Source organism: Corynebacterium sp. 239_CJEI, from assembly GCF_001055995.1.
Taxonomy (GTDB): Bacteria; Actinomycetota; Actinomycetes; order Mycobacteriales; family Mycobacteriaceae; genus Corynebacterium; species Corynebacterium jeikeium_D.
In genome coordinates, this window is record NZ_JVOW01000013.1 from 1 (window position 1) to 22783 (window position 22783).

Here is a 22783-nt window from a genome sequence, read left to right on the forward strand (position 1 = left end):
GTTGCCGCCGGGTGCCAGGACTTTCGATGACAGCTGATAGGGACACGGCCAGTTTTAAACTAGGTCTCTTTGTAACGTGGGTGCTTGCAACGAAGGTCATGACACCAGCGACTGGAACAACGCCATACCCATCTCGTTTTCTAGGAGCTCATCATGTCTCCGGAGCATTCCATCGACATATTCCTTGGGTTAGACGTCGGCAAATCTGAACACCACGCCTGCGCCTTAGACCGTGATGGCAACAAGGTCTTCGACAAACCGTTGCCTCAACTCGAATCCGAACTAGCAGGCGTTTTTCACCAGCTTCAGAAGCTTGGCACCGTGCTCGTGATCGTCGACCAACCCAACACCATCGGCGCACTACCGATTGCTGTAGCCCGGGACTGCGGTTGCGAAGTCGGATACCTGCCAGGTCTTGCGATGCGCAAAGCTGCAGATCTCTATCCGGGACGTGCAAAAACAGACAAACGCGACGCATTCATCATCGCCGACACCGCCCGCACAATGCCCCACACGCTACGTGCCGTCGACCGCAATGATGAGGTACTCTCCGCCCTAAAGATGCTGTCCGGCTTCGATGATGACATCGCCCGCGATTGCACTCGCACTGTCAATCGGCTTCGCAGTGTCCTCACCCAGATCTACCCCAGCCTGGAACGAGTTTTTGCTGGTAGCACCCTGACTCGCACGCCGATCCTGGAATTATTGATCCATTACAAGGGACCGCAGGGGCTAAAAAGAGCCGGATACCAACGAGTGTTGAACTGGATGATCAAGCGCACACGTAAAGACCCCACCCCGCTGGTAGACGACATTTTTACAGCGCTGAAAGCTCAAACAGTCACCGTGCCTGGAAGCGATGCCGCCGAGTTAGTAATTCCTCAACTGGCTGCAAACATCCAGGCCCTCAAAGAGCAACGAAACACCATTGCTGAGCAGGTTGAAGAGATGCTCGCTGATTTCCCTCTTTGTGAGGTCTTGATGAGTATGCCCGGAGTCGGCATCAAGACCGCAGCGCAGATCCTTCTTGCGATCGGTGATGGCTCCGACTTCGCTAGTGCTGGCCACTTAGCTGCTTATGCTGGAATAGCACCCGTGACTAGACGATCCGGTTCGTCGATCAGAGGTGAATTCCCGGCACGGTCAGGCAATAAACGACTGAAAAACGCCTTGTTCTACTCCGCATTCGCAGTTATCCGCAGCCACGAACCGTCACGGCGGTATTACGAACGCAAACGCGCTGAAGGAAAACGCCACAACGCAGCAGTCATCTGCCTGGCACGACGCCGATGCAATGTCATCTACGCGATGCTGAAAAACAAGGAGTTCTTCCGCGAAATCCCGCCACGCCCCGTCGCCGCATAAAGCCCCAAAGACGAAGCCGACCAGCACACGCTGGCCGGCTCCTAGGCACGCCTAAGAAACTACTCCCAAGACTGTGCTCGTCAACATCGGTCTGGCACTTGACAAAAACATAGGGACACCCCCCCTGCGGGGTGACGTTCTGCGGCAGCTGCTCGCGGCAGGTGCGGATGACGGATTGGGCAGCAAGCAGGCCGTCCTCGGTCACGCGCTGGGCAAGCTCGCCCTCCAAGCCCGCGAAATCCGGGTGGGTCATCTCCACCTCGGCACCGACTTTGAGCATGAGCGCATGACGGTAAATACCGGCGAGATCCACGAGGGTGATTTCGATTCTGCTTGTACAGGCTGGCGTGGCGCAGCCCTGTTGACAATTCACTTGAGATTTATCAGGGCTGCCGATTTTTGTGAACCACGCCTCCTCCGAAGGGGCGTGTGAGCGCAGGTTGCTTTTAGCATGTTCGGTACACCGCGTGGTATGGCGAAAGACCCCGCGAACTACCAGCCGCGGGTGGCCACTCGGTCCCAGAGTTCGTTGCTTGCTAGCTCACCGACGCCCGCTGGTGAGGTGCCAACGAATACATCTCGTGCGTCAGAATCATCAGCGAGGATGTAGCGGAACCACGCGGTGGCGTAACCGTCCCCGAACTCTAGAACGTCCTTATGATCCGCGCCCAGGCGGCGGGCAATGACTGTCGGTCCACCAGCTGATTGAAAGCTCTTCTCCAGGTCTGACCACGGGCTAACAAGCCAGCGGTCCGAACGGCCATCACTCGCCATCAAGAACAACGGTGCCTCTACGTTCGCGGTGGTGTAGTCCCAGTCATTGGACTTTGCCACTTTGTGGGAGGCCGGGCTCGCCGCATACACGGCTGCTACCTCCGTGTGGGCCGCAGCGTTGATGGCACCCGCACCACCCTGTGAGTGTCCGAAAATGCCGACCCGTGATCGGTCCACACGGGAATCCAGTTCCGGCAAATGCTCGATCAAGTTCACGACATTCTCCCCTGTTCCAGTTTGGGGAGTCTCATCGCCGACAACCACGAAGCCCCAACTAGCCAGGTGTTCCGCCACGGGCAGGTAACTGCTCAGCGGCGTGTTCGTGCCATTAGCCATGACTACCGCCGGAAATGGTCCCGCGCCCGTCGGTGCCACAACGGTCACGTCACCGTCACGACGCACGTCGATTTCGTGCGGTCCCTCGCCCGCAAACGATGCTTCCAACGGACCACCCGTCTCAGCGCTGTATCCGGCAGCCACGCCGTCATCACCGGTCACGCTGTCTGCGTCTACCCACTGCATGAATCCCACAAACCCGACAGACACCACCACAATCACGGCCACCACGGCAATCATGCCAACCACAAGCTTTTTCATTCTCTATATTGTGTTTCCCACGAGAGCGAAAGGCACTAGCGCTAGCACTACTTTTTCCTGTACACAGTGCATGACCTGGCACTACCTATAGAAAGACGATACGGCGAATCAAAGTGCGGGCGCTCCCCGTCCCACGACGGTAGAGTTGTGGCCATTTAGCCCACCTGCCCCACCACTTACTCGGAGCTTTCTCATGTCCAACTTTTCTGCACGCCAGCTCAAGCGCTTCATGGGGTTCTGGCCGCCCTTCTTGGGCACCGGCATAAGGATCAAGGAATTCGCCGATGATGGAACCCGCGTCGTTGTCAGCCACAGGACAAACATGCTGACCAAGAACGCCATGGGCGTTGCCTTCGGTGGCACGCTCTCCGCCATGACGAATCCCTTCTTCATGCTCGCTTCCATGCACCGTTTGGGCAAGGAGTACCGGATCTAGGACGCCGCTGGTGAGATTAAGTACTTGAAACCCGGCCGCGGCACGGTCACCGCTGACATGCGCATCCCCGAGGAGACCTACGCGCTCATCGAAGAAAAGACGGCCAACGGCGAGAAGTACCTACATTGGTTCGACGTGGACATCCTTGATGAGGAGGGGAATGTCGTCGCCCATGTGCGCCGCCAGGTGTACTACCGGCGCAAGCAGAAATAAACAGCGAGTGCGAAGGGCTGTGCGTGATTGCAGACGCTGGCTAGTGCAACTGAATTACCGGTGGTATTTTCCCGAAATTCTTGCGCCGCGTTTACCTGGTATTTTGAAACCATTTTGAGCACACCGGGAAGATTTGTGTTGTAGAAGGCCTCGCGCCCCACTATTCTGGCAGGTACAGCGTCAACCCGAGAAGGATAAAGCTGGGTTCCCGAATGGGAGTAGGGCTTCGGCCTGAGAATTCCTTTGCTCCGAGGGTTGGCGTTTTTACTTTGTTTTCACCTTGGACTGCAAGACATCAATACACGTCCCTGGCTCTTTTTCGAGTTGTGCAACGATAAACTCGATTGCTCGCTGAGAGTATGTCCAGGATGAATTGGGTTCTCCAGCGGTGCTGCGATCGTGTGCGTACCTGTCATCCTCTTTAAATTGGAATACCTTATTGAAGAGATTGAAGTGCCATCGGTTGAATAACTTTTCCTCGCCTCGGAAGTAAATAGTGGTTTTCGACTTTCTTAACCGATTTCGCACCTCTTTTACTGCATTACCAACTGTGTAAGGGTAATAGGAGGCAGCGTCTCGGATGTCTTTAACGATGGTGATGCCGGCTTCCGCGTCTTTGTCGACATACACGTTAAGATCGGCATCCTTCGCTTTCTTGACGATGCGCAGGTTTGTCTCATAGATGACGGCAGCGGCACCCCCTTCCCCGGTTCCTGCCGCGTCGGCGGCTAGCTGACTCATCTTGAGAAGCTTCTCTGCGACATGAGGCTCGTACTTCGTCCGAATCACGTCGGGGTCAATTGCACCGCGGCGCACGGCCAACGTCAAGTGATTCTCCGGTATTAAATCGCTAACGGATTCGCCATGAAGTTCGAGGAGCTTATCTGCATAGTTCATGACAGATTTTTGCAGAAACGGTCCGATGAAAATCTCATATTCATCAGTGATGAAGTGGGTATTGACATTGCGGAAGCGAATGATTTCCGCCATGTTGACGCGCAGTGGGTCCTTATCATTCGTAAAAATCTTCTTGAGACAGTCTGCTAGAGCAATTGTCTTTCCAGATTCGTCCGAGTAATAGATCGACTCGATTCCCCGCTCTCGAATCAGGTAGGCCTTGAGCATTAACTCCCATGCGTTGCAGAGGAAAATTGAACAGGTCTCCGCGTGGTATTTCAACGTTGGCCTGTTGTACAGCTCCACTGCAAGAGCAAAAGCTTCCTTACTCTTCTCTAGGAGCCGCTCAATGATCTCTTCCTGTCCCTTATCCACGAGGAACCATTCTAATTTCTGCTCCCGATCCACCTCTTCGGCGTTCTCAGTCTGTGCCCTGTCTACACTCGGTAATAGCACGGATAGTCTGGGACGACTTAGCCAGTTACGATAGGAAAATACCCCAGCTGGAACACTGTTCTAGCTGGGGCTTAATGGAGCCGCCTGCGAGAATCGAACTCGCGACCTTCTCATTACGAGTGAGACGCTCTACCGACTGAGCTAAGGCGGCACGCACATTGCGCCGAGCTTTCAAGCAAGCAGAAATAACCCTGCACAAAATGTACAAGCGGTAATACTACTGCACTGCACCCATCGCTACCAAAATGGGGCCTGCAGTCCGCTAAATTAGGCGCTTCTGCCGGCTTACCTGCGACCAACCTGCCCTGCGATCTGCAATTTAGCCATTAATTCATCCATCAAGACCGTCAACTTCACTGCAGTCACGAGCATGCCGCGCACCTCGGTGACAGCATCGATGGAGGCCAATATCGCCTCCGGCGGAAGACGTCGGGCTAGCTCTGCGGCTGTCCGACGACGGTCTGGATTTATGAGGTAGACGGAGCCATCCCCAAACTCGGAATCAGCACCGGAATCTGAAACAGAAGCGTCAAAAGCAGACCCAGCACGTTCCGCCCCAAACGCCAGCACCAGGGCGTCACGGTAAAGCCCCATAATGTCGGTCAACGACAGGTCAATCAGATCTGACTCCGCGCGCCTGCGCCGCCGCTTCTGATTATCCTCCAGCTCCTTGATCACGCCCTTAGAGCCGCGCAGCGCCGCCTGCGCCCCCTTGCCAGACGCACCTACACCCAACGAGCGCTCGAGATTCTCCAGCTCCTCAGCCTCTAGTGGCTCCATCCGCCGCTTCACCTCGCCAGCCACTTCGTTGGCTAACTCTCGTGCTGCCAAATACGACTTTGCCGGGTCGAACACGGCCTCTACGAAATCCAGGGCCTTACCCCGCCAGGCACGCGAGCCCTCATCGGAGACAAAGCCACGCGCACGCCCAATGTGACCATTGGACACTGTCGCGGCCCAGATCGCTTGCTCGTCGGTAAGCTCTGGCCGCTCGGCGCGCAGGAGGTTTGTGACGTCGTCGATATGCGGCGTCGGCACATAGACATGGCGGCAGCGCGAACGGAGCGTAACGGAGAAATCCTCCGCGTTCGTCGTTGGTGCGCACATGATGATGACGGTGCGCAGAGGCGGCTCTTCCACCACCTTGAGCAGCGCATTTGAGGCGGATTCGTTGAGCCGGTCGGCGTCTTCGATGATTAGCACGCGGCAATCCGCCGTCGTGGGCATCTTGTAGGCCCAGGGCCGCAGCTCATCCCTCACCGTCGCCACCGAAATGATGGTGCCCTCCGGGCGCACGATCTTGATATCGCCATGCGTTCCCGCCAGCGCCGTCCGGCAGCCCTCGCACTCGCCACAACCGGGGCTGTCATGCCGCGTGCACAGCAGCGCCGCCGCAAACGCCGTCGCCGTCACCGACCGCCCCGACCCCGCAGGTCCCGTGAACAGCCAGGCGTGCGTCATGTCCGAGTCGCGTGGCACATCGCTTAACGACGACCCCGCGTCCCCACCTTCCGGCGAAACCTCCGCCCCATCGCCTGCCAGCGGTTGACCATTGGCAAAGCGATAATGCGCAGCGCGCACAGCAGCCTGCAACCGCTGGCGAACCCCACCGGTTTCGGGCATACGAGAAAACACGCTGCGCTCTGTCATGGGCTCTGTCATGGCCCCAACTCTAGCGCGCCCCACGGGACTCTTGTGAGGTAACTACTCCCTGCAATCCGGGGTTGCCACTAAGGTAGTAATCATGCAACGGCTCTGGCGAAATCTGAAATGGCTAAGCGGGACAATGTGGCCTGCTTATGCCTCATTTATCTTCGTCTGCAACCTTGTCGGAGCCATGATTGTCGGCTTGTTCCTCGGCATGCTGTTGCCACTGAACCAAGAAACTCACCTGCCGCGGTTGGCTAATGGGGTCATCTATGCCCTGGCTGGTTACCTGGTTCTAGCAATTATTGCGGGAATCGGCACTACCTGGATTCTGTTCAAACCGCTGGTGAAATGGCAGCGTCATCCGGATATGCACGATCCGCGGCGGGTGCGATATCTGGTCATGCGCGTGCCTGTCTATCAGGCACTTTTGGGTACCGTCATCTGGTCTCTGGGCGTGATTGTCTTCAGTGGAGTTGCGTTCGCCTATGACAGCAAGATTGGCATGATGGTGCTGCTCACCTCGGTGCTCGGTGGCGCCATGGTGGCACTGTTGACCTATCTAATTGCGGAGCGCATGGTGCGTCCGGTTGCCGTGGAGGCGCTGGCGCGTAGGGCTCCGGATTCTTCGCTGGAGCCGCCGATTGGCCACCGCCTGCGCCAGACGTGGGTGTTGACCAGCGGTGTTCCAGTGGTAGCAATCCTGCTTGTGCTGATAGGTCAGCGCCGTGGCCTATTCACAGATGACGCGGCAGATTTGCTGCCCACCATCACCGCGCTGGCAATTCTGGCTCTGATTACCGGCTATTTCGGCACGATGTTGGCCACCATGTCCATCGTCGACCCGATTCGTGATCTCACGGGCGCGATTAACAAGGTCCGCCAGGGCCAGGTGGATACGCGCGTGCCTATTTACGACGGCTCCGAGATGGGCGTCCTCCAGGCGGGTTTCAATGAAATGATGCGTGGCCTGCAGGAGCGTCAGCGGGTCCGTGACCTCTTCGGCCGCTATGTCGGGTCTGAGGTCGCCCGTAAGGCTCTGGAAGAAAAGCCGACTTTGGGCGGCGAGAATCGCCTCGTCGCGGTGCTGTTTGTGGACGTGATTGGTTCGACCAACTTCGCGGAGAAGAACTCACCAGAAGTCGTTGTCCGTGAGCTCAATGCGTTTTTCGACCACGTTGTTGACTGTGTGCACCGCAATAAGGGCATTATCAACAAGTTCCAGGGTGACGCGGCTCTGGCCGTCTTCGGTGCTCCTCTGCCCCTCGATGACACTGCTGGACACGCCCTCACAGCCGCCCGTGAACTGCGCGAGGAACTGCTCGACCTCCAACTCACCGCAGGTATCGGCGTCTCCGCCGGGCACGTCGTCGCCGGCCACATCGGTGCCCGCGACCGCTTTGAGTACACGGTCATTGGTGACGCGGTTAACCAGGCTGCCCGTCTGACCGAGCTGGCCAAGGACACCCCGGGCCGCGTGCTGGCCACGGCTTCCACTATTCGCCTGGCCAACGAGGACGAGCAGGCTCGCTGGACCACCCTGAAGTCCGTGGAGTTGCGCGGTCGTACGCACATGACGCAGCTTGCGCGCCCGGTGCGCCCGACGCTTGCCGACGAGGCCTAGGGGGCAGCGGACTCGTCGGTCTCGCCAACCTGCGTACCCTCCCGCAAATCCTTTACGTTGGAGGAATGACTGACAGCCGCCCCAGTTCTAGCCCCAACCCCAGACCTCGCATGCTCGTCCCCGACGCTGCGCGCGGGTTCGCTCTCCTCGGCATCGCGATCGCGAACATTGCCACCGCCTGGCTGGTTGCAGATCCCGAACTGCCCGCAGCATTCTTCGGCGGCGTCATAAGCGACAGCATCGCCGACAAGGCCACCGTGCTGTTTACCGCAGTGACCGCGCATAACCGCGGGCTGCCGATGTTCGCAACGCTGCTCGGCTTCGGTGTGGGACTCATCGTCCGCAGTTTGGCCAGGAGGAACTTTCCACGGTCGCGGGCGCGGGTGGTCGTCGTAAAGCGTTATGCGTTCCTGGGGCTGTTCGGCGTTGCGCACATGCTGTTTCTGTTCTTTGGCGACATCATGTTTCTCTATGGCATCTGCGGCATCATCCTCGGGCTACTTATGGGCCTCAGCAACAAGGTGCTGACGATTCTCGCGTGGATTGCGCTGACGATCAACGCTGCACTGAGCCTGCTGTTTTTGGGATTCGTAATTGCGATGCCCGACGCCGAGTTCGTCGGCTCCGACATGAGCCAGTTCGTCAACGGCGGTGCGATTGAAACAAGTTACCTGGATATGCTCGCCGCGAATCTGCAGGTCCTGACAATGAGCATCACTACCCTGCCACTGCAGCTGTTCCTCTACCTGCCGGTGATGATGATTGGCTTCGTGTGGGCTCGCAAGGGCGTGCTTGACGACGTTGACGCGCACCGCCCCCTGCTTATTCGGTGGCTCGTGGTGGCTGTGGTCGTGGCTTTCGGCATCGGCATCCCTATGGGGTTGGCAGCGATTGGTGTTCTTCCAGCCGGACAGCACATGGCCTTCTTGGTAATTAATAACTTTGCCGGAGTGTTCGCCGGTCCTGGCATCCTAGCCGGGCTGGCGTTAGCACTGCAGCCGCTCCAACGACGCCTGAACGAGGGCGCCGCTGTACCTGGTTGGCTGGTGCCGATTGTGGCGCTCGGCAAGCGTTCGATGACGGGCTACCTGATGCAGTCGGTCATCTTCTTTGTGCTGGTATACCCGTTTATGCTGGACATCCCGCGCGACATGGGCGCGTTCGTGCAAACTCTCATTGCTGTGGGCGTCTGGTTGGTGACATTGTTCGCCGCGTGGGCGATGGAGCGTCGCGGCATGCAGGGGCCGTTCGAAAAGGTGCATCGCCGGCTGTCGTACGGGCCGACGATGCGGGCGGAGTTGGCCGGGGTCGGTGGCCCCAAACCGGCTCCGCAGGATGCGCCGGGTGCGCCGGATGCGGCGGGCTCGCCAGGTACGGCGGGCGCTTAAGACCTACTTGCCCTACTTGCCCCGGCGCGTCGCCTTCACCACTCGCTTGGTGGTGCGCTTGACCGCCTTCCTGGTGGTCTTCTTCGCAGCCTTCTTCGTGGTCTTGCGAGTCGACTTCTTCGCCGCCTTCTTTGTGCCACCATCGGCGGCTTCCTTCGCACGACGCTCAGACAGCAGTTCGCAGGCGCGGGCATCGGTCAGTGTCTCAGGTGTATCACCCTTGCGCAGCGAGGCATTGGTAACGCCATCGGTGACGTAGGGCCCAAAGCGGCCATCCTTCACCGACATCGGGCGACCGGAGACATCGTTGTCACCCAACTGCTTCAGCGGTGGCTTCGCAGCAGCGCGACCGCGTCGCTTCGGCTCAGCGTAGATACGACGCGCCTCGTCCAAAGTCACGGTGAAGATCTGCTCTTCGTTGGCCAGTGAACGCGAGTCGGTGCCCTTCTTCAGGTACGGACCGTAACGGCCATTCTGAGCGGTAATAACCTCGTTATCGACCGGATCGACACCGACCTCGCGCGGCAGGCTCATCAGCTTCAGAGCCTCTTCCAGCGTGACAGTCGACGGCTCCATGGAGGAAAACAGCGAGGCCGTCTTCGGCTTCAGAGTTTCCTCGATGATTTCCGCGGTGCGCTTTTCCTTCTGCTTGGCGGCGGTCTTGGTTTCCCAGTTCTTCTTCCGCTTGCCCTCGGCAGCGCGCTGAGCGTCCTCTTCGGCGCGCTCAGCTGCGATAATCTCCTCAGCCTTGGCTACGACACCTTCGCGCTCTTCGTCTGTGACCAGCTCGGTGACGTAGGGGCCGTAGCGGCCATCACGAGCGACAATCATGCGACCATTGGCCGGGTTAATGCCCAGCTCACGTCCGCCCTGCGGCATCGCCAGCAGCTTCTCGGCAGCGGCCAGATCCAGCTCGTCCGGAGTCATGGCCTCCGGGATGTTGGCGCGCTGCACCTCGTCGGCACCGTTTTCACCGGCCCCCGGGCGCGTACGCTCCAGGTACGGCCCATAGCGGCCAACGCGAACGATGATCGGGTTGCCCTCGGCATCGTCGAAAAGGTGGAGCGAATTGACCTTCCGAGCATCAATCGATTCCAAGTTCACATCGATGATGCTCTTCAGACCACCGTGGGTCGCAATAGCGTCGGCTCCCTTGTGGCGGTGATCCTTGTCATCGCCGAAGTAGAAACCGGTCAGCCAGGTCGTGCGATCCTTATTGCCCGCAGCAATGCCGTCGAGCTCATCCTCCAGCTCGGAGGTGAAGTCGTAGTTGACCAGATCGGAGAACGCTTCCTCCATCAGCCCCACCACGGCAAAGGCCACCCACGAGGGCACCAGAGCGTTGCCGCGGGAGTAGACGTAGCCGCGATCCTGAATGGTCTTGATAATCGACGCGTAGGTCGACGGACGCCCAATTCCCAGGTCCTCCATCTTCTTCACCAAGCTGGCTTCAGTGAAGCGCGCAGGCGGGTTGGTGGAGTGACTGTCGGCACTGAAGTCCGTGGCCGTCAGGCCCTGGCCTTCTGTCAACTGTGGCAGACGCTTCTCGGCGTTGTCGGCGACCTTGCGACCGTCGGAAAGCGCGGAGACCTCGACGTATGCCTTGAGGAAGCCCGGGAAACGAATCGTGCGTCCGGTGGAGGCGAACTCGACGGCGTGCGTGTCGGTAGCACCGGCGATGGTGACCTTCATGGACGTGCCGCGTGCGTCGGCCATCTGCGAGGCGACGGTGCGCTGCCAGATTAGTTCGTAGAGTTTGAACTCCTCGGCATCCAGCGAGCCAGCCAGCTGACCTGGCGTTGCGAACGTCTCACCAGCCGGGCGAATTGCCTCGTGCGCTTCCTGCGAGTTCTTCACCTTGCGCGAGTACTGGCGCGGCGCATCGGCGACGTATTCCGAGCCGTAAAGCTCCAACGCCTGCTTACGCGCGGCGTCGATGCCGGCCTTGGACAGCGTCGTGGAGTCGGTACGCATGTAGGTAATGTGACCGTTTTCGTACAGACGCTGCGCCACACGCATCGTGCGCTCAGAGGTGTAATGCAGCTTGCGGCCCGCCTCCTGCTGCAGCGTAGACGTCATGAACGGCGGGTACGGGCGGCGCGTGTACGGCTTCTCCTCCACCGACGCGACCTTGAGCTCAGAGCCCACGAGGTCCGCCGCCAGAGTTTCGGCGAGCTGCTTATCGACGACCCGAATGCCCTCAGACTTCTTCAGCTGGCCACGGTCATCGAAGTCGCGGCCCTGCGCTACGCGCTGACCATCAACGCTGGTCAGGGTTGCGACGAATTCCTTCGGCTGGTTGGCATCGGAGGAAGCCGAACCGGTGTCCAGAGTTGCGGCGACGTCCCAGTACTCAGCGGAGATAAACGCCATGCGCTCGCGCTCACGCTCGACGATGACGCGCGTTGCCACCGACTGCACACGGCCTGCCGACAGGCGCGGCATGACCTTCTTCCACAGCACCGGGGAGACCTCGTAGCCGTAGAGGCGGTCGAGGATACGGCGACCTTCCTGGGCATCAACCAGGTTCTGATCCAGCTCACGAGTGTTGGCCGCGGCCTCCAAGATGGCCTGCTTGGTGATCTCATGGAACACCATGCGGCGCACCGGCACCTTGGGCTTGAGAACCTCCAGCAAGTGCCAGGCAATAGCCTCGCCCTCACGGTCGGGGTCCGTTGCGAGATAGAGTTCGTCGACTTCCTTGAGCTTGGCCTTCAGGTCAGCGACTTTCTTCTTCTTATCAGCGCTGACGACATACAACGGAGCGAATCCGTTGTCGACATTCACGCCCAGACGAGCCCAGGGCTCCTTCTTGTAACGAGCCGGAACGTCGGCTGCGCCACGGGGCAAGTCGCGAATGTGGCCCACCGACGCCTCCACGATGTAATCATCGCCGAGATACGGCTGAATCTTGCGAGCTTTCGTCGCCGACTCGACAATTACAAGGCGCTTGAGGCCGTCTGAATTCGCCATAGAAGTTTTTCTATCCTGCAACGTTGAATGTTTTTGACTGTTTAGATTCTTGTTTTCGTTTAAATCTTGGGGTTCTTGGCCGGACTCTGGCTGGGCTTCAGCTGTGAGAGGCCCGCAATCGGTTCCAACCGGTTCCGATCAGTGCAAATCAGTTCCCGGCCGCGTTCTCCCCGGAAGATTATCTGGAAAGAATATGAAGAATATAAGGAATACCGTACACACAATCTAGTTTGTCGCGTGGATTCCTCAAGTATCGGGCGGATTTTGGGTGTGACTGAAGGGGCTGCTGTGGGGGATCCCCGGTGGCCGGCAGTTGCCGACCCGACGACTGCTGTGCGGCTAGCCATGATTATCCCAGTGGCTGTCAGTGGCTGGCCGCAGCGGGCGCAGCGGGCGCAGCCGCCGCAGCGGCCGCGTGATCGCGGGCTGCAAATGTGAAACTGTATGAGTTTATGACACTTTCAAGCCATTTTTCGGGCCATTTTTGTCATAAACGTAGTCAGTAACTCGGAACGAACCACTGCCCTCCAGAAATACAAAAATCCCACGCAGAAATCACTTTCCACGTGGGAGAATCAAGGCTCACCCCATGAACACAACATGGACCTTGAAAAGCCAAAAATTCCGCGCGCCAAACCAGACAATAACCCAGTTCAACCCGGAAACGGTTGACTTACAGAGGCTTCACGTCCAGAGCCTGCGGACCCTTCTGGCCCTCACCAATCTCAAACTCGACTGCCTGGTTCTCTTCCAGCGTCTTGAAACCAGTGCCCTGGATCTCGGAGTAGTGAACGAACACGTCGTTGCCACCGTCAGCTGGGGCGATAAACCCGAAGCCCTTCTCCGAGTTGAACCACTTCACAGTACCCTGTGCCATTACAAAACTTCCCAACTTCAGGATTCGATAAAACAAGTATTCGCCACGCACATCCGGCCACACACGATGGGGTAAACACGGCCAAAGCACCCTTTCGCCTCGTGCGGGTTTTTCAGGGTGCCCTTTGGCGGGCGATACACTCAAAAAGTCTGCCACGTTTGGGGCGCGAGCGCCGATTAGGAACAGCTTCTTGCCACCCCCGTAAACCCGTGTTCGGAGTCCGGAGAAACTGGGGTGTCGAATAGCGAGAATGTGGCTGATAGGAAGCGTCGTCAAGCATATGAAGTGCGCGTTTACAGGAAAGGGTGGTGTCGGTGGAGTCGTTTGGGCGGGAGCTGCTGGGGCCGGTTATTCGTGCGCATCCGCGGGCGACAGTGACGCACATTGCGGACCTTCCTGCGCGCGCTGGCGTGACTGCGCCTTGGCCTGAGTGGGTGCCAAGTTGGCTAAGAGAAGTGCTGGTAGATCGCGGAATTGAAAACCTGTGGACTCATCAGGCGACAACCGCGAACCTCGCCCGCGAGGGCGTGCACTGCGTCGTCGCGACGGGCACGGCGTCGGGTAAATCGCTCGGCTACCTGCTGCCCGTGCTCACAGAACTGTCCGCCACCCCCGCGGCCACCGCGCTGTACCTCTCTCCGACCAAGGCGCTGGGCGCCGATCAGCTGGACACTGCACGCGCGATGGCACCGGCGTCACTGAGTTCGCTGATTTCGCTTTACGACGGCGACACCCCACAAGACGCCCGGCGCGCCATCCGCGACCACGCCCGTTGGGTGTTTACCAACCCCGATATGCTGCATGTTTCGGTGCTCGGCAACCATGTTCGGTGGACGCGGATGCTGCGCAACCTGCGCTATATCGTCGTCGACGAATGCCATGCCTATCGAGGCGTGTTCGGCGCCAACGTCTCTCAGATTTTGCGTCGCCTCCTGCGGCTATCCCGCGAGTACGGTGCCTCGCCGACCGTGATTTTTGCCTCTGCGACGACCAACGACCCCGCTGACCAGGCTCGTCGCCTCATCGGCGAGCCTGTCGAGGCCATCACCGAAGACGGCGCCCCGGTCGGCGAGCGAACGATCGCCCTGTGGGAACCCGGCCTGCTCCCCGACCTCCAAGGCGAGAACGGCGCACCCGTGCGCCGCCCCGCCCCGACCGAGGCCGCGGATATCATGGCCGACCTGCTTGTCGAGGGCGCCCGCACCCTGACCTTCACCCGTTCGCGAAGCAGTGCTGAGAAGGTAGCGCTCGGCGTGCGCGAGCGCCTGGAGAAGCGCCACCGCAGCGATATCGCCGAGCGCATCGAGTCTTACCGCGCCGGCTACCTGGCCGAAGAGCGCCGCGACATCGAGCGCATGCTCGATGACGGCACCCTGCTAGGTGTGGCCACCACCAATGCATTGGAGCTGGGCATTGACGTCGGTGGCCTCGACGCGGTGGTGCAGGCCGGTTTCCCGGGCACGGTCGCTTCATTCTGGCAGCAGGCCGGCCGCGCGGGTCGTCGTGGTCAGGGCGCACTGGTGGTGTTGGTGGCTCGCGATGACCCCATGGACACGTACTTGGTCCACAACCCGTCCGCACTGCTGGGCAGGCCGGTGGAAAAGACCGTCTTCGATCCCCGCAACCCACATGTGGTGTGGTCACATCTCTACTGCGCGGCTGTGGAGAAACCCGTAACCACCAGTCAGCTTCAAGCGTGGGGAACCATGCCCGTAGCCGAAGACATGGTGTCCGCAGGCTGGTTGCGCAAGCGCACCTGGGAAGGACAAGAGCCCGTCTACTACCCAACCGACCGCGATGAAGGGCCGCGTATTGCCACTGCTCACGATGCCGTGAACGTCCGTGGCGGCGATGGCCAGGAAGTAGCTATCGTCGACCAGACCGATGGCCGACTGCTTGGCACCATCGATCTTGGCCGTGCGATGCAGCAGGTTCACGACGGTGCCGTCTACTTGCACCGCGGCGAGTCCTACCTTGTCGACCAGCTGGACTTCGACAGCCTCGTCGCCCTGGTCCACCCCGAGCAGCCGCGCTATTCCACCAGCTCACGCATGGACACCACCATCCGCATCCTCGATGTTGACGATATGCGCCACTACCAGGGCCTACAGGTCGCTTCCTGCCAGGTCGAGGTCTTTCACCAGGTCACCTCCTATCTTCGTCGCCTGGATACCGGCGAGATTCTCGACAGTGTTGAACTTGACTACCCTCCGCAACGTTTGGTCACGCGCGCCGTGGCCTACACAATGCCCGAGTCCACCCTGCGCTCCTGGGGCGTGGGCTCCGACATCGCGCCGGGGGCTCTTCACGCAGCCGAGCACGCGGCTATCGGCATGCTGCCACTGATTGCCACCTGCGACCGCTGGGACATCGGCGGTGTTTCCACGGTCATGCACGCCGATACCCAGCAGCCCACCGTTTTTGTGTACGACGGGCACCCTGGTGGTGCGGGGTTTGCCGACCGTGGCTACGAGGCCTTCGCTCAGTGGATTCGCGCAACCCGCGATGCCGTCGCCGCCTGCGAGTGCGAATCCGGCTGCCCATCGTGCATCCAGTCGCCCAAGTGCGGCAATGGCAACGATCCGCTGGACAAGGCCGGCGCAATCAAGGTGCTCAGTGGGGTGTCGCGCGCGCTTAACGACGGCCAGTAGCAGCATCCTCCACCGCTACCGGCCCTGCCCTGGACGTGGCTTTTCTCTCCTTTCGTTCGACGCTGACCTGCACGTCCTCCCCATCAATCTCACAGGTCACAAGGAGTGCGTGGTTAGCTTTTGCGATTGACCCCGCAGCTTTGCAGGCATCGTCGCTCTCTTGCGCAGCCACAGCGCCGGCCACCGCGGCCAGATCCGCTGCTACCGCTGCCTGCCGCGCCTGCACCACCCTCACCCCGGCCGTAACTCCGACCAAAGTCAGAACGACGAAAGCGGCGATGAACAGTGCGGCTGCGACTGTGGTGGAACCTTCTTCTTCGCGGAGAAGGCGGGCTGTCACGTTTCTCATGACGATGCCGCTCTCTCCCGCAGTGCAACCGCGCGTGCTTCCAGCGAAAATGGCCCCGCTGAGCGCCGAATGGTCACGCGCACGGTACCGGAGGTTTCCGATATCGCGACCTGCCCATCTGCGTCGGCGCGAAGCTCGGCTGCTGTCTCCGCATCGCCCCGTGCCTCAGCCCGTGCGATGGCTCCGGCTGCGTCGGTAAGCCCTAGGTACATTGCGATGGTGACCAGCCCGGACAGAGCCGTGGCCATGACCGTGACCAGTGCCGCGAGACCGAAAGCGGTTTCTACCGTGGTTTGGCCTTCGTCGCCGACGCACAGGCGATGAAGCGTAGAGCGGATGCGGCTAGACATCGGTGTTGAGCGCCCTTTCGATGATGTCGGTGAGCGCCTGGGTGATATCGCCGCCGGTCACGACGGTGTAGAGCAGGGCTCCGAAAGCTGCGGCCGCAATAGTTCCGAGAGCATATTCCACGGTTGACATGCCGTTTTCCTCAGTTGCCAGAGCGTGCAGACGCTTGTGCAAATACGAGCGCAGCTGGGACTGCGCAGCGGTCAGCGGATTGGTTGAAGAGTTGGTTGGAAGGTTGGTCGGATGGTTGGAGTTTTGAGTGGTCATGAGTGTTTCCCCTGTGTGGATGTCGAGTGACAGGTCAGTTGTGAGGTGTGATGTGCATTGACGCGCGTTGATGCGGGTTGATGCGTGTTGGAATGCGGCGCGGCAGGCGGACCACGCGCACAACCGAAGTCACAGCTGAGAGCGCAACCAGCACTGCATCCGGCGCGTGCCAGCGCGCGGGGCTTGGCGCAGAAGTGTCCACGCTTCATGACGGCATCAGTCCTGCAAACATTTCGTCGGCAAGCCCAGCGATGGTGGGCACCAAACCCAGCACCACAAACGCGGGTAGAAAGCACAACGCCAGCGGCCCGGCAATGAGGACACCAGCCTTTTCGGCGACGGCTTGCGCCGCATCGTGCGCTTGACTGCGGTACGTGGCAGCGGTGTCCTCCAACGCCTGCGCCAGAACGGTGCCGGATTCGCTTGCTCGGCGCCCAGCCGTCGCCAGGGGCACGAGCGCGGGTGTGGCAGCAAGGCTGTCCCAAGCGGAGTGCGCGCCCACGGACAACCTGGCGGAACACTGTCGAAGTGGCTCGGCCAGCTCAGGGTTTGCACCATCGGCAGCTGCTGCCATGGCCTGCGACAACGGCATACCGGAGCTCAAACAAGCACCAATGATGTCGAGGGCCGCTGCGGCATCGAGCAGCACAGCCGGGCTGATGCGCTCACCGCCAATGACAGTTCGCACACGTTCCCGCACCTGTGCGGCAATCTGCGCCACCCGATTGGTCACCTGTCGGCGTACGCTTCCTCGCGCGCGAGCATCCGACTCGGCTACCAATTCGGGCAGTCGGCTGCGGACGGGATTGAACGTCGGCAAGCAGAGGTAGACGGCGATGAGAAGTGCGGCGGCAATCATTGTCCGGCCTCCGCACGATCGATGATGGCGACCGCCCATTCGATGCCCGCGCACACCAGCCCGACACCGATGACCAGCACAATTCCTCCGATGCCGCGACTGAGGAACTCGAATGGGGACGCTCCGAAAGCTTGCCCCATGACCAAACCGAACACCGGCAGTGATGCCAAGATGGCGATCGTCATGCGTGGCCCCGCCAGCGCGGCAGACGTCTGTGAGCGATGCGCCTGACGAGCCTGCAGATCACCCCGCGCGCAGTCCAGCAACCCAGCCAAACTCAGACCGTGTTGCTGCGCCACCGTCCACATACGCCCAATCCGGCGCAGTTGCTCCGAAGATTCTTCGCCCTCCCACGGGTCGGCGAAGTTCGCGCGATGCGCCGCGTGCGCGAGATGATCGGCCAACACAGTCACATCCCCTGACCTGCGCAATTCCGCTGCTGCCGCGTTGAGTGCTCTTGATGCCGCCGCTCCTGCGCGCAGCTGCGCGGTCAAGGTCTCCAGCGCTACCGCAGCGCTGTCCGCTTCCCGACGTTCACAGCGCCTCTCCCTCACAGCGCGCACTACTGCCCCTGCGGTGCGGCCCAGCAACAGCCCGGCTACAACGCCTGGAATCCCGGCGAGCCACAGCAACACAAGTGCCGGGCCTGCAACGATGAGAATCGATAGCCCTGCAGCTCTATTCGCACTGCTAGTGCTTGCGGCGCTCGACCCCGTGGAACCAGCACCAAGTCCAACCATGCGCTGCAACCACTTCAGTCCACGGGACACCTCACGGGCACGGCCTGCCAGCGCTCGCGAGCGCACCGCCGCCGAGCTGTCCGGCCAGATAGCGACTGCCGCAGCTACACCCCCAATGAGTACGGTCATGCTAAATCCCTCCCCCATAGCTGTTAATCTCCCCGTCTAATCCCCTGACTTTGCCCCCGGGTTATTCCACCGGTTATTCCACCGACTGTTCCCTGCCGACCAGCAACTTCTGCAACGTTTCCCACCCCGCCCCCGGCCCGTCCCGAGCAGTCCAGACCTCCACCACCTCCGGTGGGTTACCGCGTAGCAGCCCGATCTGTGCCAGCCGGCGAACATCAGCGCGTTCGACCACCAACACCACCTGCACCGCCGAGACCAACTGCGCATGTAGCCCGGCGCGACCAAGGCCACCGATCAACCCCAGGGCCTCAAAGCGCGCGACGACATCCCCAATCCGGTTGGCGTGAATTGTCCCCGCCCCACCGCGATGCCCCGTATTCAACGCTGCCAGCAGATCCACCACTTCGGCGCCTCGAATCTCACCGACAACAATGCGGTCGGGACGCATGCGCAGCGCCTGCTTCAGCAACTCCTGCTGCCCAATCGCACCGGCACCCTCCAGGTTGGCGGCCCTGGTCACCAGCTTCACCACATGCGGGTGCTGAGGTTGCAACTCCGGAGTGTCCTCGATACACACAATGCGCTGGTCAGGATTAACTTCTGAGAGCATCGCCGCCAATAGCGTGGTCTTTCCCGCACCCGTGCCACCGGCGACAATAAACGACAGCTGTCTCGCCACGATTCCCCGCAACACCGGCAGAATTTCCGGTGGAAATAGCCCGACATCGCATAGCTCCGCAAGTCCGCGACGAGCCGGACGCAACACCCGCAGGCTAATCTGAGTGCCGGTCGCCGACGGTGGTGAAAGCACCGCATGAACTCGCACACCACAGCCGCCGACACCACCAGGAATATGGCCGTCAGCCCAGGGTTGCGCGTCGTCAAGCCTTCGTCCACACCGCGACGCGAGCCGCACCGCATACGCGCGCACCTCGCCCTCGTCCGCGAAGGAAATCTCGGCGCGCTCCAGTCCGTTGCCCGCGTCGACCCAGACCTCGCCCGGCGCGGTTACCAGCACATCGCTGACACCCGGGCGTCGCAACAGCGCATCCAACACACCCGCGCCCACTGTTTCCTCGCGAATCGTGCGTAGAATCTCCAGCACCTTCACATCGGAGACAACCCCCGAGGTCTCTGCGCGAATGATGTCGGCGACCTCGCTATGCGATGCCACCCCAGGCCGCTCCGCAAGCGCCGCCCGCACCGCCGCTAACAGCCTGACGTCATCCATCGCCACCACCGCCGACAAGGGCAAACATCGCTTCCAATCCCCGCGTCAGCTTGCCGACGGTTCCTGCGAGCCCGCCCACATCTATCTCGTGAGCTACCTTCTTGCAGTACTCAATCTCACCAACAATGGGCAGGTCGAGAGCGTATTCCACCTCTTCGACACTGATATCGCGGTGCTGCTGGTACCTCACTGCAAGATTTGGGGTGAACCCCGCCTGTGCACAGATGCTCGCCAAGTGCCCAGCGGCTGCGATGGCTCGAACGGAGGTGGGCAGGACTATGACGGTGTCATCGGCAAGCGCGCCGAGAGTGGTGACGTACTCCACCTGCTTCGGGCAGTCCACGATGACCGTAATTCCGGCATGAATAAGGCAACTAATGGTGCTGGCAATGTGCCGGACATCGTCGGGCCTGTCGGTTCTGTCGGGCCTGTCGGCGCTGTCGAATTTGTTGTTCGCCGAGGTGTGGTTGTAAGCCGCCTCCGGCGTGCGACTGCGAGTCCACGTCAACACTTTCAGAGCGGGTGATCGCGGGCAGGATGGCAGTGCTTCGTAGAGTGCCGCTCCGTCGAGACGGCCATCAGCAGCCGAGAAGTCCTGCCACCTCAGTCCCGGTTCCGTTTCCATCCCGAGCACCAGATCAATGCCTCCTGCCAATGCGTCCGCGTCCACCAAACAGATGGGCCTTTCGCGGGAAAGAACCAATGCACTCGCCGCCGCAACAATGGAAGCCCCGGCACCGCCGACCGCAGGAACCAACATCAGGCACGTTGCCGTGGAGTCGGTTGTAGTCGCCGGCGTGTTCGATACGGGCTCTGTACCCGGTGCCGTAATCACGTCGGTGCTTGCAGGTGACGCTGGGTTCTGATGGTGGTTCAGGAGGCTCGAGCCGTTTTGGTGATTGGTGGGATTCGGAGCATCCGGGCGTACGTCGCCACGGCCGAGCAGCTCGACAATATCGACGTTATCCGCGGGCAAACTAGCACTGTAAACAGGAGCTAAAACCTTCGCTACCTGCGCATCTTCCGCCTCAGTATCACTGCGGACCAGAAAGATTGCTCCCTCACAATGAGGCCGCCCGGCTAATCTTCGGGCTGCCGGTGCATCGACGAACACCGCTGGTGCCCGACGCCACAGGGCCGATGAAACTCCCGCTCCTGTCGATACTGACGATGGGGAAGGCTCTGGGGCTGATGATGATAGTGATGCTGGCGGCGAAGCAAATGTTTGTGCGGCCACTGACGCTGCAGCCACAGGTGGCACGGTCTCCTGCACACAGTCACGACCGGTAGCAGCGACTATGAGCGCAACCTCTTCACGCAGCGCTTCATCATCGACGGCGTTGACTACTGGATTTGTTGGAGCCTCGGTTCGCTGAGCCATGGACAGTTTCTTGATCGCCATGGCCATAGCGTGCACTACAGGGCGGATTCAATGATGCCCACAAGGGGCCAAAACCTCGCTGTCTGTGGATAATTTTCAGACTGTGGATAACTGCAGAACGCCACGTCGCCTTTGCCTTATGCTACTGCGTAGCATGACTACTGCGCGGCCTAGCCAATGCAAGTTAGTGACTGCGTTTATGACAAAAATGGCACGAAAAATGGCTTGAAAGTGTCATAAACTCATTCAGTTTCACATTTGCAGCCCGCAATTTTTACTACATACCCCTCACCATTGGGCCAAAAAGGGGCGACGCCCCGCGCCGGGGGGGGGATTGGCGCGAGGCGTCTTTAACCGGCTCGGGGGGGGGATTGAGCCGGGGCGGCCTCGCAGTCTGTTTCTAAAAAGAACAAGAAGGGGCCAGCCACGTCCAAGTATTACATATCCCGAGGAATCTGCAAATACCTTACAAAGGATTTAATGCCCAATATGTTCGATGTCACGTTTCCTCGATTAATCGCGCCCAGGAAATGCCGCGCCCCAATCGCCGCCAAGCCCCCACGACCGCCACTGCCCCAATCCCCCAGTCCCCCACCCAGCAGTTAAACACTCATAATGCTCTCCCCGTGCCCGACATCCATGGGTAAGCTCGGAGTCTATGAACACCGGCGAGAACAAGGCTTCAACAACGCCGCAGCCGCGCGCTTCTACGGACACGAGCAGCTCTAAAGATGCCCAAATCGCTGCAGGCCTCCACGCCACCGCTGACTCTCGCGTCGCTGCGTTCTTTGACCTGGATAAAACCATTATTGCCAAGAGCTCGGCATATGCGTTCAACAAGCAATTCCTCGAGCGCGGCATCATTTCGCCGACGGACATGCTGCAAATGGCGCTCAGCCATGCCCTGTACATGTCGCAGGGGCACGATGAGGCGCAAATGGAGGCCACCCGCGAGCAGTTTTCCGCCCTTATCGCTGGTCACAGCGCCAGGGAGCTGCGCCAGGTCGCCATCGAAACCCTAGAGCAGAACATCACGCCGTACATCTACGCCGAGGCATTGGAGCTCATTCGTAAACACCGCGCACAGGGGCATCAGGTGTTCATTATCTCGGCATCAGCCCGGCAGATTGTTGAGCCCATTGCGCAGGCGCTCGGTGTCTACAACGTGGTGGCCACCGAGCTGGAGGTCCGCGATGGGCTCTTCACGGGTGAAACGGAGTTCTTCTGCCGAGGCGAAAACAAGGCCGTGCAGATGCGTCGGATAGCGGAAAAGCGCCAGTTCGACCTGGCCGAATGCTTTGCGTACTCGGATTCCATCACTGATGAGCCCATGCTGTCTGCAGTCGGCCATCCCGTTGTGGTCAATCCCGATCGCGCTCTGCGCAAGATTGCGACGGAACGTGAGTGGCCTGTGCGCCAATTTCGGAATCCCGTCCCGCTGTTTCGCGCGCCGTCGAAACGCAATGCTGCAATTCTTGCCGGCGTCACACTGGCGCTTGGCGCGGGTGCGACGCTATTGGCACTGCGCAAAAACGACGACGAGCCAAAGGCCGACTAACCCATCATCCGGCAGCCGGCCCG

General features: G+C 60.2%; 18 protein-coding genes, 1 tRNA gene and 2 pseudogenes. 6 read left to right on the forward strand and 15 right to left on the reverse strand.

Features of this window, described 5'->3' with window-relative positions:
* The first annotated feature begins 153 nt into the window (after nucleotides 1-153).
* On the forward strand, nucleotides 154-1365 hold the full coding sequence (locus tag ADB08_RS03980) for an IS110 family transposase (protein WP_011273191.1): 1212 nt from the start codon (nucleotides 154-156) through the stop codon (nucleotides 1363-1365).
* 124 nt (nucleotides 1366-1489) lie between these two features.
* On the opposite strand, the pseudogene ADB08_RS11745 reads toward ADB08_RS03980, so the two are convergent.
* Both ADB08_RS11745 and ADB08_RS03990 read right to left on the reverse strand, forming a co-directional pair.
* Nucleotides 1490-1687, reverse strand: a pseudogene (locus tag ADB08_RS11745) (DNA polymerase III subunit delta'); the annotation flags it as partial.
* A gap of 170 nt (nucleotides 1688-1857) precedes the next feature.
* On the reverse strand, nucleotides 1858-2736 hold the full coding sequence (locus tag ADB08_RS03990; RefSeq protein WP_049171041.1) for an acetylxylan esterase: 879 nt from the start codon (nucleotides 2734-2736) through the stop codon (nucleotides 1858-1860).
* Nucleotides 2737-2929: 193 nt separating this feature from the next.
* Between ADB08_RS03990 and ADB08_RS03995 the strand changes: the two are divergent.
* Nucleotides 2930-3385, forward strand: a pseudogene (locus ADB08_RS03995) (DUF4442 domain-containing protein).
* 264 nt (nucleotides 3386-3649) lie between these two features.
* On the opposite strand, the gene ADB08_RS04000 reads toward ADB08_RS03995, so the two are convergent.
* The 3 genes from ADB08_RS04000 to ADB08_RS04010 form a co-directional block, all read right to left on the reverse strand.
* Complete coding sequence (locus ADB08_RS04000; protein ID WP_049171196.1) at nucleotides 3650-4657, reverse strand: DUF3644 domain-containing protein; 1008 nt, start codon at nucleotides 4655-4657, stop codon at nucleotides 3650-3652.
* A gap of 156 nt (nucleotides 4658-4813) precedes the next feature.
* Nucleotides 4814-4889: transfer RNA gene (locus ADB08_RS04005), tRNA-Thr, on the reverse strand.
* A gap of 134 nt (nucleotides 4890-5023) precedes the next feature.
* Nucleotides 5024-6400, reverse strand: a complete 1377-nt coding sequence (locus tag ADB08_RS04010; RefSeq protein ID WP_049171043.1) for a DNA polymerase III subunit delta' — start codon at nucleotides 6398-6400, stop codon at nucleotides 5024-5026.
* Between the two features lie 82 nt (nucleotides 6401-6482).
* Here ADB08_RS04010 and ADB08_RS04015 point away from each other — a divergent pair, with 82 nt between their 5' ends.
* Together ADB08_RS04015 and ADB08_RS04020 are read left to right on the forward strand one after the other, a co-directional pair.
* The gene (locus ADB08_RS04015; RefSeq protein ID WP_187271229.1) at nucleotides 6483-8009 is read left to right on the forward strand and encodes an adenylate/guanylate cyclase domain-containing protein; all 1527 of its coding nucleotides are present in this window, start codon (nucleotides 6483-6485) and stop codon (nucleotides 8007-8009) included.
* A gap of 65 nt (nucleotides 8010-8074) precedes the next feature.
* The gene (locus tag ADB08_RS04020) at nucleotides 8075-9397 is read left to right on the forward strand and encodes a DUF418 domain-containing protein (protein WP_343217403.1); all 1323 of its coding nucleotides are present in this window, start codon (nucleotides 8075-8077) and stop codon (nucleotides 9395-9397) included.
* A 12-nt stretch (nucleotides 9398-9409) separates the two neighbouring features.
* Here ADB08_RS04020 and topA read toward each other — a convergent pair whose 3' ends face one another.
* Nucleotides 9410-12370: a type I DNA topoisomerase gene (gene topA, locus ADB08_RS04025; RefSeq protein ID WP_016421939.1), complete on the reverse strand. Its 2961-nt coding sequence runs from the start codon at nucleotides 12368-12370 to the stop codon at nucleotides 9410-9412.
* A 673-nt stretch (nucleotides 12371-13043) separates the two neighbouring features.
* Entirely contained in the window at nucleotides 13044-13247 is a 204-nt protein-coding gene (locus ADB08_RS04030; RefSeq protein WP_005511370.1) for a cold-shock protein, read from the reverse strand.
* Nucleotides 13248-13561: 314 nt separating this feature from the next.
* Between ADB08_RS04030 and ADB08_RS04035 the strand changes: the two genes are divergently transcribed.
* Nucleotides 13562-15898, forward strand: a complete 2337-nt coding sequence (locus tag ADB08_RS04035; protein ID WP_049171199.1) for a DEAD/DEAH box helicase — start codon at nucleotides 13562-13564, stop codon at nucleotides 15896-15898.
* Here the strand turns inward: ADB08_RS04035 and ADB08_RS04040 are convergent.
* From ADB08_RS04040 to ADB08_RS04070, 8 genes are all read right to left on the reverse strand, one after another.
* Complete coding sequence (locus tag ADB08_RS04040; protein WP_049171052.1) at nucleotides 15882-16247, reverse strand: Rv3654c family TadE-like protein; 366 nt, start codon at nucleotides 16245-16247, stop codon at nucleotides 15882-15884. The two genes, ADB08_RS04035 and ADB08_RS04040, sit on opposite strands and share 17 nt — an antisense overlap.
* Nucleotides 16244-16597 carry a TadE family type IV pilus minor pilin gene (locus ADB08_RS11150; protein ID WP_053087307.1) on the reverse strand — a complete coding sequence of 118 codons (354 nt, stop codon included), beginning with the start codon at nucleotides 16595-16597 and terminating at the stop codon, nucleotides 16244-16246. The genes ADB08_RS04040 and ADB08_RS11150 overlap by 4 nt, the downstream gene beginning before the upstream one ends.
* Nucleotides 16590-16862, reverse strand: a complete 273-nt coding sequence (locus tag ADB08_RS04050; protein ID WP_016421935.1) for a DUF4244 domain-containing protein — start codon at nucleotides 16860-16862, stop codon at nucleotides 16590-16592. The genes ADB08_RS11150 and ADB08_RS04050 overlap by 8 nt, the downstream gene beginning before the upstream one ends.
* Before the next feature lie 34 nt (nucleotides 16863-16896).
* Nucleotides 16897-17064: a hypothetical protein gene (locus tag ADB08_RS11565; RefSeq protein ID WP_155877871.1), complete on the reverse strand. Its 168-nt coding sequence runs from the start codon at nucleotides 17062-17064 to the stop codon at nucleotides 16897-16899.
* A gap of 3 nt (nucleotides 17065-17067) precedes the next feature.
* Entirely contained in the window at nucleotides 17068-17721 is a 654-nt protein-coding gene (locus ADB08_RS04055) for a type II secretion system F family protein (RefSeq protein WP_049171054.1), read from the reverse strand.
* Nucleotides 17718-18590: a type II secretion system F family protein gene (locus ADB08_RS04060; RefSeq protein ID WP_239660014.1), complete on the reverse strand. Its 873-nt coding sequence runs from the start codon at nucleotides 18588-18590 to the stop codon at nucleotides 17718-17720. The genes ADB08_RS04055 and ADB08_RS04060 overlap by 4 nt, the downstream gene beginning before the upstream one ends.
* A 73-nt stretch (nucleotides 18591-18663) precedes the next feature.
* Nucleotides 18664-19821, reverse strand: coding sequence for a TadA family conjugal transfer-associated ATPase (locus ADB08_RS04065; RefSeq protein WP_080971478.1), 1158 nt, complete (start codon nucleotides 19819-19821; stop codon nucleotides 18664-18666).
* Nucleotides 19814-21223 carry a hypothetical protein gene (locus ADB08_RS04070; RefSeq protein ID WP_239660015.1) on the reverse strand — a complete coding sequence of 470 codons (1410 nt, stop codon included), beginning with the start codon at nucleotides 21221-21223 and terminating at the stop codon, nucleotides 19814-19816. Before ADB08_RS04070 ends, ADB08_RS04065 begins: the two co-directional genes overlap by 8 nt.
* Before the next feature lie 637 nt (nucleotides 21224-21860).
* Between ADB08_RS04070 and ADB08_RS04075 the strand changes: the two genes are divergently transcribed.
* Nucleotides 21861-22760, forward strand: coding sequence for an HAD family hydrolase (locus ADB08_RS04075; protein ID WP_049171071.1), 900 nt, complete (start codon nucleotides 21861-21863; stop codon nucleotides 22758-22760).
* The last annotated feature ends 23 nt before the right edge of the window (nucleotides 22761-22783 follow it).

Coding starts and splice junctions, on each gene's coding strand:
- ADB08_RS04070 (WP_239660015.1), bottom strand. CDS start 21,223: ATGGCGATCAAGAAACTGTCCATGGCTCAGCGAACCGAGGCTCCAACA.
- ADB08_RS04075 (WP_049171071.1), top strand. CDS start 21,861: ATGAACACCGGCGAGAACAAGGCTTCAACAACGCCGCAGCCGCGCGCT.
- ADB08_RS03990 (WP_049171041.1), bottom strand. CDS start 2,736: ATGAAAAAGCTTGTGGTTGGCATGATTGCCGTGGTGGCCGTGATTGTG.
- ADB08_RS04040 (WP_049171052.1), bottom strand. CDS start 16,247: ATGAGAAACGTGACAGCCCGCCTTCTCCGCGAAGAAGAAGGTTCCACC.
- ADB08_RS04055 (WP_049171054.1), bottom strand. CDS start 17,721: ATGATTGCCGCCGCACTTCTCATCGCCGTCTACCTCTGCTTGCCGACG.
- ADB08_RS04060 (WP_239660014.1), bottom strand. CDS start 18,590: ATGACCGTACTCATTGGGGGTGTAGCTGCGGCAGTCGCTATCTGGCCG.
- ADB08_RS03980 (WP_011273191.1), top strand. CDS start 154: ATGTCTCCGGAGCATTCCATCGACATATTCCTTGGGTTAGACGTCGGC.
- ADB08_RS04020 (WP_343217403.1), top strand. CDS start 8,075: ATGACTGACAGCCGCCCCAGTTCTAGCCCCAACCCCAGACCTCGCATG.
- ADB08_RS04050 (WP_016421935.1), bottom strand. CDS start 16,862: ATGACCACTCAAAACTCCAACCATCCGACCAACCTTCCAACCAACTCT.
- ADB08_RS04015 (WP_187271229.1), top strand. CDS start 6,483: ATGCAACGGCTCTGGCGAAATCTGAAATGGCTAAGCGGGACAATGTGG.
- ADB08_RS04065 (WP_080971478.1), bottom strand. CDS start 19,821: ATGGATGACGTCAGGCTGTTAGCGGCGGTGCGGGCGGCGCTTGCGGAG.
- topA (WP_016421939.1), bottom strand. CDS start 12,370: ATGGCGAATTCAGACGGCCTCAAGCGCCTTGTAATTGTCGAGTCGGCG.
- ADB08_RS04010 (WP_049171043.1), bottom strand. CDS start 6,400: ATGACAGAGCCCATGACAGAGCGCAGCGTGTTTTCTCGTATGCCCGAA.
- ADB08_RS04030 (WP_005511370.1), bottom strand. CDS start 13,247: ATGGCACAGGGTACTGTGAAGTGGTTCAACTCGGAGAAGGGCTTCGGG.
- ADB08_RS11150 (WP_053087307.1), bottom strand. CDS start 16,597: ATGTCTAGCCGCATCCGCTCTACGCTTCATCGCCTGTGCGTCGGCGAC.